Genomic DNA, 15,761 nt, shown 5'->3' with positions numbered 1-15,761 from the left:
ATGCCCGTATTCCTGATTGCCGATGACCACCCGCTGTACATCGACGCCCTGCGCGGGCTGATCGGCCGCTTATACCCGAACGCCGTCATCCGCGATGCCGAAGAGATCAGCGTGCTTTACGGGCTGGTCCAGGCCAAACCGCACGCTGATCTGCTGTTGCTGGACCTGAACATGCCTGGCGCCACGGGCTTCGACACGTTGACGCAGGTACTCCGCCTGCGGCCGCAATTGCCGGTTGCCATCGTGTCGGCGCATGACGACCCGCTGCTGATGCGCCGCGCGATGGATTATGGCGCGATGGGTTTCATTCCAAAGTCGGCCAACGCCGACACCATCGGCCGGGCCCTGCGCCAGGTGCTGAGCGGCGGCATATGGCTGCCCTTTGATGACGATAAGGCTGGTCGCGCCTGCCCCGAAGACAGGCAGCTGGCCGCAAGGCTATGCGAGCTGACGCCGCAGCAATACCGGGTCCTGCGGATGGTGGGCGCGGGGCTGCTCAACAAGCAGATCGCGCATGAGCTGAACGTGGCAGAAGCCACGGTCAAAACGCACATGACCGCCGTGATGCGCAAACTTGGCGTCTCCAACCGGACACAGGCGGTGCTGATCGCGCGGCGGCTGGGCTTGACCGACTGGGCTTGAACCCCTGAGGCCGAACACTTGGCGTCAGGTCGCATCCGGCCCCAACCGAAGCACCAGCCATTGCTTCCGAATATAGTTGATATTATCAACTAACTGACCGAAAATGGGATTTTCCCCACGGCAGGTAGGCCATGATTCTGCAAACTCCGCTGACCCGATTGCTGGGCACGCGTTATCCCATCATCCAGGGCGGCATGAGCTGGGCTTCATCCAACGCGGCGCTTGCGCTGGCGGTTTCCCGCGCGGGCGGGCTGGGCGTCATCGCCGCCGGCCCGATGTATCCCGAGGCCCTGCTTGCCGCCGTGCGCGAAGTACGCCGCGGCACCGACGCGCCGTTCGCCGTCAACATCCCGCTGTACAACAAGCGTGCCCAGGAGCACATGGACATTGCCATTGCGGAAGGCGTGCCGGTCATCATCGCGTCTCAGGGCGGACCGCAAAAGCATATCGGCCGCGCACGCGAGGCGGGCATCAAATGGCTGCAAGTGGTGGCCAGCCCGCTGCATGCCGAGAAAGCGCAGGCGGCGGGCGTGGACGCGGTCATCGCGGTGGGCCTGGAAGCCGGGGGGCATCCGGGACCAGACGAAATCGGCCTGCAGGTCCTGCTGCGCGCCACGGTGCGCCGCGTGTCCCTGCCGGTGGTAGCCGCGGGCGGCATTGCCGACGGCGCGGGCATTGCCGCGGCCCTGTGCCTGGGCGCGGCCGGCGCGCAATTGGGCACCCGTTTCCTGCTCACGCCCGAGGCCGGCGTGCATGCCGACTACAAGGCAGCAGTTCTGGCCGCCGGCGTGGCCGACACGACGCTGGTTGGCCGCGGAAGGTCGCCGGTGCGGATGTTGCGCAATACGTTTGCCCGCCAATATCTGGCGGCCGAGCGCGGCAGCGACGATGCCGCATTGGACGCGCTGTTCGCCGTCAGTTCGCTGAAACAGGCGGCCCACGACGGCGACGTGGAAGGCGGCAAAGTCGAAGCCGGACAAAGCGCCGGATTGATCGACAGCCTGCAACCGGCAGGCCTTCTGGTTGCGCAGTTGATGGACGAAACGCGGCAGGCGCTTGCCCGAGCCGCGGCACTGGCGGGCTGAAAAAGAGGAAGCCGCCCGCGAGGGCGGCTTCGATTGCAAGACGTCGTCGTCGTGCCTACTTTTTCATCAGGCCGGCCGACTCCACCAGCTTCTTCATCGCAAGCTGGTCTTTCTCCACGAAAGCCGTCGCTTCGGCCGGCGTCATGTTCCACAAATCCACACCCTGCGCCTGCATCAGCTTGCCGTACTCGGCATCCGCATTCACGCGGCCCATGGCATCGTTCAGCCGCTGCAACACGTCGACCGGCGTCCCTTTGGGCGCGGCCAGGCTGTACCACGACGCAGACTCCGCCCCCGTTACACCAGACTCCGCAAGCGTGGGTACATCCGGCAACAGCGGCGAACGTTTGCCGTTGGCGTAGGCCAATGCCTTGAGGCGCCCGCTGCGGATGAACTGCAGGCTGGCGGCAAGGTTGAGCACGGCGATGTCCACCTGCCCGCCCACCAGGTCATTGATGGCCGGCGCCGCGCCGCTGTACGGAATGTGCACGATATCCACGCCTGCCCGCTCACGGAACAGTTCGGCGCCCAGATGCGGGGAACTGCCCGGCCCGGCGGACGCGTAATTGATCTTGCCGGGATCCTTGCGCGCCATGGCCACCAGGTCGGCAACGCTGGCGGCATTCAGCGTGGGACGCGCAACAAGCATGTTCGGCTGGTTGGCCACGATGGACACGAAGGCGAAATCCTTGATGCCGTCGTAGGGCGTGCGCTGCATCAGCGGCGTCACCACATGCGCGGCCGACGTGCCCAGCAACAGGGTGTAGCCGTCGGGCTTGGCGCGCGCCACGAAGTTCGCACCGATCGCCGCGCCTCCGCCCGCCTTGTTCTCCACGATCACGGGCTTGCCCAGCTGTTTCTCCAGCTCGCGCGCCAATGCACGGCCCAGCACATCGGCGGGGCCGCCGGCGGCATAGGGATTGACCAGCGTGATCGGCTGGGACGGATACGGGTCAGCGGCCACCGCGGTGGCGCAAAATGCCCCGGCGGCCAGGCCGCACAGCAGGCGTCGATAAGCAAACAGACGCTTTAAAGTCTTCATGGGTTGTCTCCTGCAGGTTTATTTTTTTGGTGTGACGATGAAATGCCTAGATCGCGCCCTCCGCGCGTAACGCCTGAATCTCCGTATCCGACAGGCCCAGCGTTGACCTCAGCACACTGTCGGTGTGTTCGCCCAGCAGCGGAGGGCGATCCAGGCGCGGATCTTCATATCCCTTGAACTTGAACGGCACAGGTACGGCGCCGAAGCGGCCGATGGCGGGATGCTCGTAGCTGGACACCATGCCGCGCGCCAGCACGTGTTCGTTGTGCAGGATTTCCTCCACATCCAGGATCGGCCCGGCGGGCACGCCCACGGCATCGCAGCGCCGGCAGAGTTCGTCGCGCGTCAGCCGCCGTGCGGCAGCGGCCAGGCCGGCCATGACTTCATCGCGCCGCGCCACCCGCACGGCATTGCGCGCCAGTTCCGGGTCATCGGCCCATTGCGGCAGGTCCAACGCATCGCACAAGGGTTTCCAGTGCTGGTCGCTGCCGGTGATCTGCACCCAGCGCCCATCGCCACATTCGAACGCGGCCGACGGCACGCGCCCCGGATGCTCGGTGCCCAGCCGTTGCGGCACTTCGCCCAATGCGAAGTAGCGCGCCGCCGCCAACGACAACAGGCCGACTTGCCCGTCCAGCATCGAAAAGTCGATGTGGCAACCTTGCCCAGAGCGCGCCCTGCCCACCAAGGCGGACAGGATGCCGATGGCCGCCCACAGGCCCGAGGTCAGGTCCGCCACCGGAAGGCCCGGTTTGACGGGGCCGCCGCCACGTTCGCCCGTCAGGCTCATGATGCCGCCCATCGCCTGGAACACCGTGTCGTATCCCTTGCGGGGCGCATACGGGCCGGTCATGCCGAAGCCCGTACACGAAAAATAGACCAGGCCCGGATTGCCGGGCGCGATCGTGTCGCGGTCCAGCCCGTACTTGGCCAGGGTGCCCACCGGAAAATTCTCCACCACCACATCGCAAGTCTCGGCCAACCGGCGGATCAGCGCCTGGCCAGCGGGCTTGCGGAAGTTCACGGTGATGGATTGCTTGCTGCGGTTGAAGGCCAGGTAATAGGCAGATTCCGTCCCCTCCTCGCCCTGCACCTGCGGTTCGAACCCCCGGGTTTCATCGCCCGCGCCGGGTTGTTCGACCTTGATCACGGTGGCCCCCAACTCCGCCAGGATCATCGAGGCGAACGGGCAAGCCAGCACCCGCGACAGATCCAGGATGGTCACGCCATCCAGCGGCCTCATCGCGCGGCTCCCTGACGAAACCCGCGCATGATCACATTGGCGTCGCGCCCGACGCCAAGCGCCTCGGCCAGGCCCAGGTCCGCGGCACGGTGGAAGGCGCGCTTGGTCAGCCCCATCGCTGCGGGCTCCCAGCCCGCCAGCCGCCCGGCCATCGCCAAGGCCGCGTCCAGCACGTCGGCGGCGGGCACGACACGATTGGCGATACCCAACTGCAACGCGCGCGCACCATCGATGGGTTCGGCCATCGCCACCAATTCAAAGGCGTGCTTGCGTCCCACCTGCCGCACCAGATTCGCCATCACGACGGCGGCCACAATGCCATGGCGCAATTCGGGATAGCCAAATCGCACGTCCTCGGCCATGACGGTCAGGTCGCAGGCCAACGCCAGGCCGGCGCCGCCGCCCAGCGCATTGCCGTGCACCGCGCCCACGACGGGTTTGGTCATGCGCGAGAACACCAGGTGCAGGTCGGTCGTCAGGTCGGCGCGGGCCAGGACCGCCTCGGGCTGTTCCGAGGTCAGGCCCGAGAACTCCGTGGTGTCCGCGCCGGCGCAGAAGGACTTGCCGTTGCCGGTCAGCACGACGGCGCGCACCGCCTTCTCCCGTTCGGCTTGCGACAACGCGTCCAGCAACGCCGTGGTCAGGGCCGTGTTCAGCGCATTGTGCTTTTCGGGGCGGTTCAGGCGCAGCAGACACACGGCGCCCTGGTTTTCGACGATCAGTTCGGGCATGGCGCAAATCCTCTTGAATAGTGATCAGGCATTTGATTGATTTAATCAACAATATAGGTAAAAAAAGGCGCCCGGCAGGCGCCACGCATTCACCGCGGCTGCACCCCACGGCCTCGGCGGGCCGGCACCTCGGCCTTGAATTCGTTCAGCATTTCCAGCGCATGGGCCGTCAGCTTGTCCAGCATCCGTTCCATCGCGTCGCGCTCGGCGGGCGACAGGACGGAAAGCATGGCCTCGTTGCGCTGCACGGCGGCGGGGAACATTTCTTCATACAACGCACGCCCGGTCCGCGTCAGGTCCAGGCTGACGCCGCGGCCGTCCTGGCTGTCAGCGCTGCGGCAGATCAGCCCGCGTTCAATCAGCTCGGACACCGTGCGGCTGGCCTGGCTCTTGTCGATGTTGGCCTCGCGCGCCACGGCGTTGAGCGACATGTCGGGCGCCGCACCCAGCAGCGCGATAATCCGCCACTCTCGCGGCCCGACGCCGTAACGGCTTTCGTTCAAACCCGCCGCGATGCGGCTGGACACATAGGCCAGGCGATTCAGCCGGTACGAGAACAGCTCCTTCAAGGCGGTCGGCTGGTCGCGCGCGGAGGAGGCAGACTTGTGTGCGTTCAGGGATGCCATGGCTGGGCTCTGCAAAGATGAGGAAAAAGCATATGGGCGCGCCAGGCGCCCTCCTGGCCGCATGATATACAAATGCGGCTCGCCCCTGTCATGGTGCGCCCGGCGCTTGCCGCGCGCCTGGAATCAGCGGATTCAGGCCGCTTAACGCAACCCGGCTATGCAGCGGCCGCCCCAGCGTTTGCTGGCAGAACTGCGAGACCTCGTCCATCGCATCCAGGTCCAGGCCCGTGCGCAAGCCCATGGATTCAAACAGGCTGACCAGGTCTTCCGTTGCCACGTTGCCAGTATGGCCGCCGCCATAACGGACCTTGGCTGGATGCCCGCCGACACCGCCGAACGCGCAATCGAAATGCCGCACGCCGGCCTCCAGGGCGGACACGTAGTTCACGAGCCCCGTCCCCCGCGTATCGTGAAAATGCGCAACCGGCGTCAATTGGGGAAACGCGCTTGCCATGCGGCGATACAGGTCGCGCACAGCCGAAGGCGTTGCCATGCCGGTGGTGTCGCCCAGCGTGACGATGCCCACGCCCAACTGCGCGAACCGCCCTACGTCTTCCAGCACGGAGTCCGGATCCACAGCGCCTTCGAAGGGGCATCCGAACGCGACCGAGATCGTGCCGACCATCCGCAAGCGGCCATTGGCCAGACCCGCCATTTCCGCGATGTTTTCCCACTGCGCGGCGCGCTCGCGCTTCAGGTTGCGCAGCGAATGCGACGCGCTGGCCGACACCAGCAGGCTGATCTCGTTGGCGCCGATACCCGCATCCTGGTCCGCCAGCGCGCGCTGCACGGCGCGGGCATTGGCGCAGGTCGCCTTGTACCAAACGCCCGCGCGGCGCGGCAGCATGGCCAGCAGCTCGCTGGCGTCGGCAAACTGCGGCACGACTTTGGGATTGGAATAGGACGTCGCTTCCACCCGCTCGAATCCCATGCGCGCAAAGCGGTCGATCAAGTCCGACTTGATCGCCGTGCCGATGAATTCGGGCTCGTGCTGCAAACCGTCGCGGGCGAAGCATTCGCACAGCACCACATCGCGCGCGCTCATGCGGTTTGCTCCAGGCCGAACAATGCGATCGCATGCGCGCGCAGCTTGTTCTTCTGCACTTTGGAACTGCCCGTCATGCCGATGTGCTCAAAGCTGTCGACCACGGCCACATGGCGCGGCACCTTGTAGTTGGCGCAGCGTTGCTTGCACCAGGCGGTCAACTCATCGGCGGTGCAGTCTTGCCCGTCTTTCAACAGCACGAAGGCCGCAGGCACTTCGCCCAGGCGCGCGTCGGGCACGCCCACCACTTGCGCCATGCGTACGGCGGGATGCGCATGCAGCATTTCCTCCACTTCAGCTGGCGCAACGTTTTCGCCGCCGACGCGGAACATGTCCTTCAATCTGCCCACCATGCGCAGGCGCCCTGCCCCGTCCATTTCGCCCAGGTCGCCGGTGCTTAGCCACCCGTCTTCGCTCAGGGCGCGCGCGGTCGCCTCCGGCATGTTGTAGTAGCCCTTCATGACGCTCCAGCCACGCGCCTGGATTTCGCCTGCCTCGCCGACGGGCACCGGCACGCCCGTGCCCGGATCCACCACCCGCACTTCCATGCCGGGATGCGGCAGCGCCCAGCCCGCGGCGCGCAGCGCAAACGGATCATCGTGGGACGACAGCGTGATGTTGGGAGACGCCTCGGATTGGCCATAGGCGTTGCACATGCCTGCGACGCCCATGACGTCGCGGATCTTCTGCATCACCTGCGGCCCTGCGGCCGCCCAGCCGCCGCGCAAATGAATCCGCGAGCGGTCGAAATCGGGATGGCCCATCAGCATCAGGAAGATCGTGTCGTTGCCGGAAGTCAGCGTGCAGCGCTCGGCATCCAGCATTTGCAGCGCATCCGCCACCTCGAACTTGGGCAGCGTCAGCAAGCAGCACCCCGTCACCAGGCTGACCAGGATCGACAAGGTAGTGCCGGCCACGTGAAAGTACGGCCGGATGCTGAAATAGCGGTCATCGGCGTTGACGCCGATACGCTGCGCCGCCGCCCACGCGTTGGTCAACATGTTGGCGTGCGTCAACATCACGCCCTTGGGAAACGAGGTCGTTCCAGAGGTGTACTGGATCAGCAGCACATCGTCAGGCGTCACCGCCTGCACGCAAGCCTGCAACTGCGCATCGTCCACCGCATTGCCCGCAGCCAGGAAGTCACGCCAGCTTCGCGCCCCCGGCGGACACCGCTCTCCCAACACCACGACCTGGCGCAGGCAAGGCAGGCGCTCGCCCGGCAAGCCATTGGCGCGGTCCAGCGCCGGTTCCACCTGGCTTAGCAGCGCCAGGAAATCGATGCCCAGGAACGTGTCCGCCGTAAGCAGCAGCTTCACGTCCGCCTGCTTCAGGCAGAACTCCAGCTCCTCGGTCTTGAAGCGCGTATTGACCGGCACCGTGACGGCGCCCAACATCGCGCAGGCATAGAAGATCTGCACCCACACGCCGCTATTGCCCAGCAACACGCCAACGTGGTCGCCATGCCGCACGCCTGCGACGTGCAGGGCCCGCGCAATGTGTCGTGCCCGGTCGCGCATCGTGCGCCAGTCATGCCGTTCGCCCGGCGCAACAAACGCCTGCGCGTGCGGGCGTTCAAGCGCCACCCGCTTCAATGCCTGAGACAACGTAATCGGAGCGGCGATCATGCGCGGTCCCCTTTGTCAGCTGCGCCGAACCCGGCAATCGCCTGACGCCAATCCGTGCCGCGCAGATTCTCTTCGATCGCCAGCAGCTCAATCGCCATGGCGCCTTCGCGCGTGGTAGCCAGACCTTGATCGATGCTGCGTTTGGTCAGCCTGACCGTCAAGGGCGAGGCGCCCGCGATCTTCTTCGCCATTTCAAGCGCTTCCCGCGGCAAGGCGTCCGGTGCATGCACCTGATTCACCAAGCCGATCTCGCAGGCTTCGGCCGCATCGAAGCGGCGGCCGGTGAACAGCAGTTCCTTGGCCTTGCGGGCCCCCGCAATGCGCGGCAACCGCTGCGTGGCGCCCACGGTGCCCCACCCCACTTCGGGGTAGCAGAAAATTGCGTCGGACGAAGCCAGCACGAAATCACACGCCGCCGCGATCTCGCAGCCCGACCCGAATGCCGGCCCCTGCACAACGGCGATCACGGGCTGCGGCATGCGCTCGATCGCGCCGTACGCGGCGAACCCCTGTACGCGCCGGGCGGTCATCTCCGACGTGCTCATGGTCTTGCGCTCTTTCAGATCGGCGCCGGCGCAGAACGCCGCCCCGGCCGCCTGGATCAGCACGACATTGACGTCGGCGTGCGCAGCCAGCAAGCCCATGGCCTGCACCAACTCGGCGCACATCAACGAGTTCAGCGCGTTTCGGCTATCGGGTCGGTTCAGCGTCACCGTGGCGACACGGTCCTGCACGTCCAGCAAGATCGTGTGAAAAGTCGGGGTCATGCCTGCTCCTGAATGTTCTAGGTATTGAGCGACTTTACGGCATATAGTTGATTTAATCCACTAGTTTTTCAGGAACAATTTCGCGTCGCAGGGTGCGGGCAAGTGCCGCCCAGATGGACCGATTTATCGCTTTGGGCGCAAGCCCCGCCGCCTCTGCTAGACTTGCGCCCTGTCAGCGGCCTGGATATACCTTGTTTAGTGATACACTCCGCCCGGGTGTTTCCCTGCAATATCAAGGCACTAGAGAAGAAATTCGCCTCCACGCGACCGCTTCGACGCCCAAGTTTTGACCGTCTCGCCGTAGTTAAATGGATATAACCGGCCCCTCCTAAGGGTCAATTGGTGGTTCGATTCCACCCGGCGAGGCCAACCCCGGCTTCGGTTCCGACGCCGCACCTTCCCCCCGAAATGCCGCACGTTCAGCCAGATGAGGGTTAATCCGGGCTACGCTCTTGCGCGCCGCGCAGTTAGCTTCTCATGTCGCGTCTTGTGACGAATTGAATCTGCGTCAATACGTCACCGTTATTTTTTTCAGCGATGATAGCGAATCGTCTTGCGCGCAACTTGATGTGCTGTTTAAATTCGACGCGTAAGCCCCTAATTCCTCTGGATTTTTTTGAACCGACGAAACGCCGGCTTAAGAAATATTTCTTCACAGACTGACAAGCCTGCTCAAACCATGGCATTTTCCTGGAAACGTGCAATTGCGAACGCGGTAGCGCCGGCGGCGCTGGCGATGTGCGCGCTCCTCGTCCCCCCGGCCGCGCTGGCCGCGAAGAATTCTGACCCCTGCAAGACGAACGCCAAGTCGGCGGCTTGCAAGGCGCAACAAGCCAAGAAGGCGCCTGCCGCGAAGGCCGGCTCGGGCAAGAGCGCGGCCGGCAAGCAGGCCGCTCCGGCCGCCAAGAAAGCCGCGCCGGCAGCCAAGAAGGGCTCGCCCCAGTCCTCGTCCACCGCCAAGAAGGCGCCGCCCAAGGGCGGCAAGCAGGTGGCCGCCAAAGGCACGCCGCCCAAGAAGGGTGCCGCGGCCGGCAAGAACGGCACGCCGAACAAGGCCGGGCGTGGGCAGCGCACCGCAGCGGCGGTATCCGCCGCCATGCCGCCGCCCGCCGTCTCCGTGCGCGCCGAAGCCGCCGCGCTGCGTTCCAGCACCGCCTACGTGCAAGACCTGGAAACGTCGACCGTCCTGTTTGCCAAGAACGAAAACGTCGTGCGCCCGATCGCGTCCATCTCCAAGCTGATGACCGCAGTCGTCGTCGTGGACGCCAACCTGCCGATGGATGAAATGCTGGAGATCACCGACGAAGATGTCGACGGTCTGAAGCACACCACGTCACGCCTGCGCGTGGGCACCAAGCTGTCGCGCGGCGACATGCTGCACCTGGCGCTGATGTCGTCCGAGAACCGCGCCGCCAACGCGCTGGGCCGCCACTATCCGGGCGGCTTGCCCGCTTTCGTGGCCGCCATGAACGCCAAGGCGCTGTCGCTGGGCATGAGCAGCACGCACTTCATCGAGCCGACGGGCCTGTCCAGCAACAACGTGTCTTCGCCGCATGATCTGGCCCGCCTGCTGCGCGCAGCCTCGCAGCGCCCGCTGATCCACCGCTACTCGACCGATACCGAGTACGACGTTGAGATCAACAACCGCACGCAGACCTTCCGCAACACCAACCTGCTGGTGCGCAAGCCCGACTGGGACATCAAGGTGTCCAAGACCGGCTACATCAACGAAGCAGGCGAATGCCTGGTGATGCTGGCCCGCATCAATGGCCGCGACCTCGCCATCGTGCTGCTGGATTCGCAAGGCAAGCTGTCGCGCATCGGTGACGCCGTGCGCATCCGCCGCATCGTGCAAAGCGAAGTGGCGCTGGCGTCGATCCAGCCAGGCGGTTAAACGCTGGCCCCTCGCCAATGAAAAAAGGCCCGATCCGATCGGGCCTTTTTCTTTGGGTGGCGGTCTGGCGTTACGCCGCAACCGGCCGCTTCACGCGTAGCGGTTTCGCTTCGTACAACGACGCCGGCAACCCTTCCAGCACGGCTTGCGGATTCAAGGACCGGATCGGCACCGCCGCGTCCAGCGGAATCCGGCCTTCAGCCTGCAGCAGCTGATAGCGCAGGCAGCACACGCGCAGGAACGATGTGAAGTTGGCGGCCTCGCCGCGGTATTCGATCAGCTCGTCGTACAGGCGTTCGATCAGTTGCGTGACGCGCATGTTGTCGCGCCCGGCGATCTCTTCCAGGACCTGCCAGAACAATTGCTCCAGCCGCAAGCTGGTCGCCACGCCGTGCAGGCGCAGCGAACGGGTTTCGGGCGCGTAGGACTGCTCGCTCGCGCGGATGAAGATTTCACACATGGGAGCTCCGGTGCCAGGGGGCAAGGCGGCCGCCGGGGCGGCACGCCAGGACCACTGTACGACGTTTGGCGCACCGCCCGCAAGGCGCCGGATGCCCTGGCCGCGCCCTACGCCACCCGGCTGAGGCCCGCCATTCTGCAACCACACGTTTCCCGCCGGCTGTGCATGCCGCCTCGGTTGATATAAATCATGGTCTTGAACGCGCGGGCGTTCGAGCATAGTGAAACTGATCAGACTTCGGAGGTAGTGATGAACAAGACCATGAAGGCCGCAGTTGCACGCGCATTCGGCAAGCCCCTGGTAATCGAAGAAGTCGAGGTACCCCGCCCCGGTCCGGGCGAACTGCTGGTGAAGATTGAAGCGTGCGGCGTCTGCCACACCGATCTGCACGCCGTTGAAGGCGACTGGCCCGTCAAACCCAATCCCCCTTTCATCCCCGGCCATGAGGGCGTGGGCTTCGTCGTGGCCGTGGGCGCAGGCGTCACCCATGTGAAGGAAGGCGACCGCGTGGGCATCCCGTGGCTGTACTCTGCCTGCGGCCATTGCGAACACTGTCTGGGAGGCTGGGAAACGCTGTGCGAACAGCAGCAGAACGCCGGCTACTCCGTGAACGGCGGCTTTGCCGAGTACGCGCTGGCCGCGGCCGATTACGTGGGGTTGCTGCCCAAGAACGTGGGATTCGTCGACATCGCCCCCGTGCTGTGCGCGGGCGTCACCGTCTACAAGGGCCTGAAGATGACCGACACGCGCCCGGGCAACTGGGTCGTGATTTCGGGCATCGGCGGGCTGGGCCACATGGCCGTGCAGTATGCGAAAGCGATGGGGTTGAATGTTGCTGCGGTGGACATCGATGACGCCAAGCTGGACTTCGCGCGCCGCCTGGGCGCGGAGGTAACCGTCAACGCCAAGACCACCGATCCCGCCGCCTACCTGAAGCGCGAAATCGGCGGCGCGCATGGCGCCTTGATTACGGCCGTGTCGCCCAAGGCGTTCGAACAGGCGCTGGGCATGGTGCGCCGCGGCGGCACCGTCGCGCTGAACGGCTTGCCGCCGGGCGATTTCCCGCTGTCGATCTTCGACATGGTGCTCAACGGCGTCACCGTACGCGGCTCCATCGTGGGGTCGCGCCTGGACTTGCAGGAGTCCCTGCAATTCGCCGAAGAAGGCAAGGTGCACGCCACCGTCGCCACGGAAAGCCTGGAGAACATTAATAGCGTGTTCGACCGCATGAAGCAGGGCCAGATCGAAGGCCGCATCGTGCTGGATTTCGCCTGACCTGATCGTCAGCCACCAACGACAAGGCGCCTGGGGCGGCATTCGCCCCAGGCGCCTTGCGCATTCATGTAGCCTGAAGCCCTGCCCTCAGGGCGTGATCTTGGTGCCCAGCACGGCCAGGAATTGCGACAGCCACGCCGGATGCGCAGGCCACGCGGGCGCCGTCACCAGATTGCCGTCGGTGTAGGCCTGGTCGATGCCGATCTCGGCGTAGGTGCCGCCGGCCAGCCGGACTTCGGGCGCGCAAGCAGGGTATGCCGAGCAGGTGCGGCCTTTCAGGATGCCGGCTGCGGCCAGCAGCTGCGCGCCGTGGCACACTGCCGCGATCGGCTTGCCGGCCTGGTCGAAGCCGCGCACGATATCCAGCACCTTTTCATTCAAACGCAGGTATTCGGGCGCGCGACCGCCAGGGATCACCAGGCCGTCGTAAGACGACGGTTCGACGCGATCGAAGTCGAAATTCAGCGCAAAATTGTGACCGCGTTTTTCGCTGTAGGTCTGTGCGCCTTCGAAATCATGGATCGCGGTGGCGATGGTGTCGCCCGCTTTCTTGTCCGGGCAGACCGCATGCACCGTGTGCCCCACCGCCAACAGCGTCTGGAACGGCACCATGGTTTCGTAGTCTTCGGCGTAGTCGCCGACCAGCATCAACAGTCTCTTGCTCATGATTGTCTCCTAGGGGTGGGGGAGCCGGTTACGCACCCGACTGGCCGGGCTCCGGTTCTTGATGTTCTGCCCCATTGTGCCCCTGGCGGAAATCAGACGGGTGGTATGGGAATACCGCGCCCGGGACCGGCTGCTATTCCAGCGCGACGGACACGCCCTTGGCGCCCAGCAGCGTCACCAGGACCTTGGGATCGATGCCGATCAGGTAGCCGCGCCGTCCGCCGTTGATATAGACGACGGGGTAGTCCAGCACCTCGGCTTCCACCCACACCGGCATCTTCTTGCGCGTGCCGAACGGCGACGTGCCGCCCACCTGGTAGCCGGAATGCCGCTGTGCGACCTCGGGCTTGCAGGGCTCGACCTTTTTCAGGCCGGCCTGGCGCGCCAGGTTCTTGGTGGAGACTTCGCGGTCGCCATGCATGACCACGATCAGCGGCTTGGCGGATTCGTCTTCCATCACCAGCGTCTTCACCACCGCGTGCGGGTCCAGGCCCAATTGGCGCGCCGCTTCGCCGGCGCCGCCATGGTCCACGTAGTCATAGGTGTGTTCCGTATAGGCCACCTTGTTCTGCTTCAGGAACTGGGTGGCGGGCGTTTCAGAAACGTGGCGGGCTTTGCTCATGGGTAGACGTCAATCGGGAAAACGAAAAGTGTAAGGCAGTGGCAGGCGTTGAACGGCGCGGGCAGCTAGCCGCGAGGGTGATGCGCCGCATGCAGCGCCTTCAGACGTTCGCGCGCCACGTGGGTATAGATCTGCGTCGTGGAAATGTCCGCATGGCCCAGCAGCATCTGCACCACGCGCAGGTCGGCGCCGTGATTCAGCAGGTGGGTAGCGAACGCGTGGCGCAGCACATGCGGCGACAACGGGGCGTGGATGTCGGCCAGCAGCGCGTATTTCTTCACCAGTTGCCAGAAGGCCTGGCGCGACATCGCTTCGGCGCGGCCGGTGATAAATAGCGCATCGCTCTGCCGCCCTGCCGCCAGCTCGGGCCGGGCGGTCTTCAGGTATTGGTCGATCCAATGCGCCGCTTCGGCGCCCAGTGGCACCAAGCGATCTTTGCCGCCCTTGCCCAGCACCACGCGCACCACGCCTTCATTCAGGCTGACATCCAGCGCGCGCACGCCCACCAGTTCCGACACGCGCAAGCCGGTGGCGTACAGCGTTTCCAGCATGGCGCGGTCACGCAGGCCGCGCGGCTGGCCCAGATCGGGCGCGCGCAGCAAGGCGTCCACCTGCTGTTCGGACAGGGTCTTGGGCAGGCGCGGCGGCTGCTTGGCGGCGATGAGCGTCAGGCAGGGATCCCGTTCGGCGCGACGTTCACGCAAGGCCCAGGCGTAAAAGCGGCGCAAGGCCGCCAGCCGGCGGTTGGCCGTGGTGGCACGGGTTTCGTCGTGGCGGAACGCGAACCAGGCCTCGATGTCGGCCTTTTGCGCCTCGTTCAGGGGTTTGGCGGGGCCGGCAGGCAGCACGTGGGCCTGCGCGGCATCGCCATAGCGATCGGCCATCTCGCGCGCGTAGGCGTCGGGGTCTTCCAGCCAGCGGGCAAAGCCGGTCAGGTCGCGGCGATAGGCGGCCAGCGTGTTGGCCGACAGGCCGTCTTCCAGCCAGACGGCGTCGATGAAAGCGTCGATATCGGCCTGGGAGGCCAGCGGCGGGCGGGGGTCTGACATGCGGTTCACCTTTCGCCCACGCCGGCGGCGGCGGACTTCAACCAGCTCTCGAAGAGTTTGAGCGCGTCGGACCGTTCGCTGCGTTGCGGGTAGCCGAAATAATAGCCCTGGCTGACCGTCAGCGATTGCGGCACCGGCATCTTGAGGGTGCCCTGGTCCAGCGCGGGCTGTGCAAGGAAGCGCGGCATCAGCCCCACCCCCAGGCCGGCTTGCACGGCCGCCATCACCATGGTGAAGAGCTCATAGCGCGGGCCCCCGGCCGCCTGCGGTCCATATAGATGGTTGTTGGCGCCGTACCACTGCCGCCAGGCGTCCGGCCGCGAGGCCAGATGCAGGTGGGTCATGCCGGCGAGCGCGCTGACGCCCGCCTCCGACACCTGCGCCACGCGGGCCGCCAGTTCCGGCGCGCACACCGGCACCAGTTCACGCTCGGGAAACAGCAGCACGCCCTGGGTGCCCGGCCACAAGCCGTCGCCGTGGTAGAGCGCGCCGTCGAAGGGCTGGTCCTTGAATTGGAAAGGCAAGGTGCGCACCGACAGGCTGACCGTGATGTCCCCGTGTTCCCGTTGGAAATCTGCCAGGCGCGGGATCAGCCAGGTGGTGGCCAGGGTGGGCACCACCGCGATATGGATGCTGCGCCCCATGCCCGTGCGGCTGACCAGCCCGAAGGTGTCTTTTTCGATCTGGTCCAGATGGTGACGGATCCGGCCCGCGTATTCCGCCCCGTGGTCGGTCAGCACAATGCGCCGCCGGACCCGGGTGAACAGTTGCACCCCCAGGCGCGACTCCAGACTGGCCACCTGCCGGTAGACCGCGCTGTGCGTCAGGGACAGTTCCTCGGCCGCACGGGAAAAGCTGCCCAGCCGGGCCGATGCTTCGAACGCCTGCAGCGCGCTCAGATTAGGAATGCCGTTTCTCATGGGACGGGAACTGCCTGAAACCGGCCTGAACCGGGCGCGCTGCTTGCGGCGGCGCAACAAGGCACT

General features: G+C 65.5%; 16 protein-coding genes and 1 tRNA gene. 5 read left to right on the top strand and 12 right to left on the bottom strand.

Annotation, left to right across the window (positions count from 1 at the left end; all coding sequences use genetic code 11):
- Together AC3WMU_RS18370 and AC3WMU_RS18365 are read left to right on the top strand one after the other, a co-directional pair.
- Nucleotides 1-642, top strand: coding sequence for a response regulator (locus AC3WMU_RS18370; protein WP_492282782.1), 642 nt, complete (start codon nucleotides 1-3; stop codon nucleotides 640-642).
- Nucleotides 643-773: 131 nt separating this feature from the next.
- Nucleotides 774-1,727 (top strand): NAD(P)H-dependent flavin oxidoreductase, encoded by a 954-nt coding sequence (locus tag AC3WMU_RS18365; RefSeq protein ID WP_006222844.1) that lies wholly within the window; start codon nucleotides 774-776, stop codon nucleotides 1,725-1,727.
- Between the two features lie 55 nt (nucleotides 1,728-1,782).
- Here AC3WMU_RS18365 and AC3WMU_RS18360 read toward each other — a convergent pair whose 3' ends face one another.
- From AC3WMU_RS18360 to AC3WMU_RS18330, 7 genes are all read right to left on the bottom strand, one after another.
- Nucleotides 1,783-2,769: a Bug family tripartite tricarboxylate transporter substrate binding protein gene (locus AC3WMU_RS18360; RefSeq protein WP_006222843.1), complete on the bottom strand. Its 987-nt coding sequence runs from the start codon at nucleotides 2,767-2,769 to the stop codon at nucleotides 1,783-1,785.
- 46 nt (nucleotides 2,770-2,815) lie between these two features.
- A complete protein-coding gene (locus AC3WMU_RS18355) occupies nucleotides 2,816-4,012 on the bottom strand; it encodes a CaiB/BaiF CoA transferase family protein (protein WP_280028112.1) in 1,197 nt (398 codons plus the stop codon).
- Nucleotides 4,009-4,743 (bottom strand): enoyl-CoA hydratase/isomerase family protein, encoded by a 735-nt coding sequence (locus tag AC3WMU_RS18350; protein ID WP_492282781.1) that lies wholly within the window; start codon nucleotides 4,741-4,743, stop codon nucleotides 4,009-4,011. The genes AC3WMU_RS18355 and AC3WMU_RS18350 overlap by 4 nt, the downstream gene beginning before the upstream one ends.
- Nucleotides 4,744-4,832: 89 nt before the next feature.
- Nucleotides 4,833-5,369, bottom strand: coding sequence for a MarR family winged helix-turn-helix transcriptional regulator (locus tag AC3WMU_RS18345; protein WP_492282780.1), 537 nt, complete (start codon nucleotides 5,367-5,369; stop codon nucleotides 4,833-4,835).
- A gap of 88 nt (nucleotides 5,370-5,457) precedes the next feature.
- Complete coding sequence (locus AC3WMU_RS18340; RefSeq protein WP_006222839.1) at nucleotides 5,458-6,414, bottom strand: hydroxymethylglutaryl-CoA lyase; 957 nt, start codon at nucleotides 6,412-6,414, stop codon at nucleotides 5,458-5,460.
- Nucleotides 6,411-8,042, bottom strand: a complete 1,632-nt coding sequence (locus AC3WMU_RS18335) for an AMP-binding protein (RefSeq protein WP_492282779.1) — start codon at nucleotides 8,040-8,042, stop codon at nucleotides 6,411-6,413. Before AC3WMU_RS18335 ends, AC3WMU_RS18340 begins: the two co-directional genes overlap by 4 nt.
- A complete protein-coding gene (locus AC3WMU_RS18330) occupies nucleotides 8,039-8,809 on the bottom strand; it encodes an enoyl-CoA hydratase/isomerase family protein (protein ID WP_006222837.1) in 771 nt (256 codons plus the stop codon). Before AC3WMU_RS18330 ends, AC3WMU_RS18335 begins: the two co-directional genes overlap by 4 nt.
- A gap of 294 nt (nucleotides 8,810-9,103) precedes the next feature.
- Here AC3WMU_RS18330 and AC3WMU_RS18325 point away from each other — a divergent pair.
- Nucleotides 9,104-9,178 (top strand) — tRNA-Arg (locus AC3WMU_RS18325).
- Between the two features lie 310 nt (nucleotides 9,179-9,488).
- Nucleotides 9,489-10,703: a D-alanyl-D-alanine endopeptidase gene (pbpG, locus tag AC3WMU_RS18320; RefSeq protein ID WP_006222836.1), complete on the top strand. Its 1,215-nt coding sequence runs from the start codon at nucleotides 9,489-9,491 to the stop codon at nucleotides 10,701-10,703.
- Between the two features lie 70 nt (nucleotides 10,704-10,773).
- Here pbpG and AC3WMU_RS18315 read toward each other — a convergent pair whose 3' ends face one another.
- Nucleotides 10,774-11,163, bottom strand: coding sequence for a ribbon-helix-helix domain-containing protein (locus AC3WMU_RS18315; RefSeq protein WP_492282778.1), 390 nt, complete (start codon nucleotides 11,161-11,163; stop codon nucleotides 10,774-10,776).
- Between the two features lie 249 nt (nucleotides 11,164-11,412).
- On the opposite strand from AC3WMU_RS18315, the gene adhP reads away from it, so the two are divergent.
- Complete coding sequence (gene adhP, locus AC3WMU_RS18310) at nucleotides 11,413-12,438, top strand: alcohol dehydrogenase AdhP (protein ID WP_088590485.1); 1,026 nt, start codon at nucleotides 11,413-11,415, stop codon at nucleotides 12,436-12,438.
- Between the two features lie 87 nt (nucleotides 12,439-12,525).
- On the opposite strand, the gene AC3WMU_RS18305 is transcribed toward adhP, so the two are convergent.
- The 4 genes from AC3WMU_RS18305 to AC3WMU_RS18290 all read right to left on the bottom strand — a co-directional run bounded on the left by AC3WMU_RS18305 (nucleotide 12,526) and on the right by AC3WMU_RS18290 (nucleotide 15,695).
- On the bottom strand, nucleotides 12,526-13,104 hold the full coding sequence (locus AC3WMU_RS18305) for a DJ-1/PfpI family protein (protein ID WP_006222832.1): 579 nt from the start codon (nucleotides 13,102-13,104) through the stop codon (nucleotides 12,526-12,528).
- A gap of 133 nt (nucleotides 13,105-13,237) precedes the next feature.
- A complete protein-coding gene (gene ybaK, locus AC3WMU_RS18300) occupies nucleotides 13,238-13,726 on the bottom strand; it encodes a Cys-tRNA(Pro) deacylase (protein WP_006222831.1) in 489 nt (162 codons plus the stop codon).
- A gap of 65 nt (nucleotides 13,727-13,791) precedes the next feature.
- Nucleotides 13,792-14,775 carry a site-specific tyrosine recombinase XerD gene (gene xerD / locus AC3WMU_RS18295; protein WP_492282777.1) on the bottom strand — a complete coding sequence of 328 codons (984 nt, stop codon included), beginning with the start codon at nucleotides 14,773-14,775 and terminating at the stop codon, nucleotides 13,792-13,794.
- 5 nt (nucleotides 14,776-14,780) lie between these two features.
- Nucleotides 14,781-15,695, bottom strand: a complete 915-nt coding sequence (locus AC3WMU_RS18290) for a LysR substrate-binding domain-containing protein (protein ID WP_006222829.1) — start codon at nucleotides 15,693-15,695, stop codon at nucleotides 14,781-14,783.
- Between the last annotated feature and the right edge of the window lie 66 nt (nucleotides 15,696-15,761).

Source organism: Achromobacter sp. FW305-C-13, from assembly GCF_058783475.1.
The sequence above is the reverse complement of the archived record's forward strand: the minus strand, read 5'-3'. Positions and strand labels throughout refer to the sequence as shown.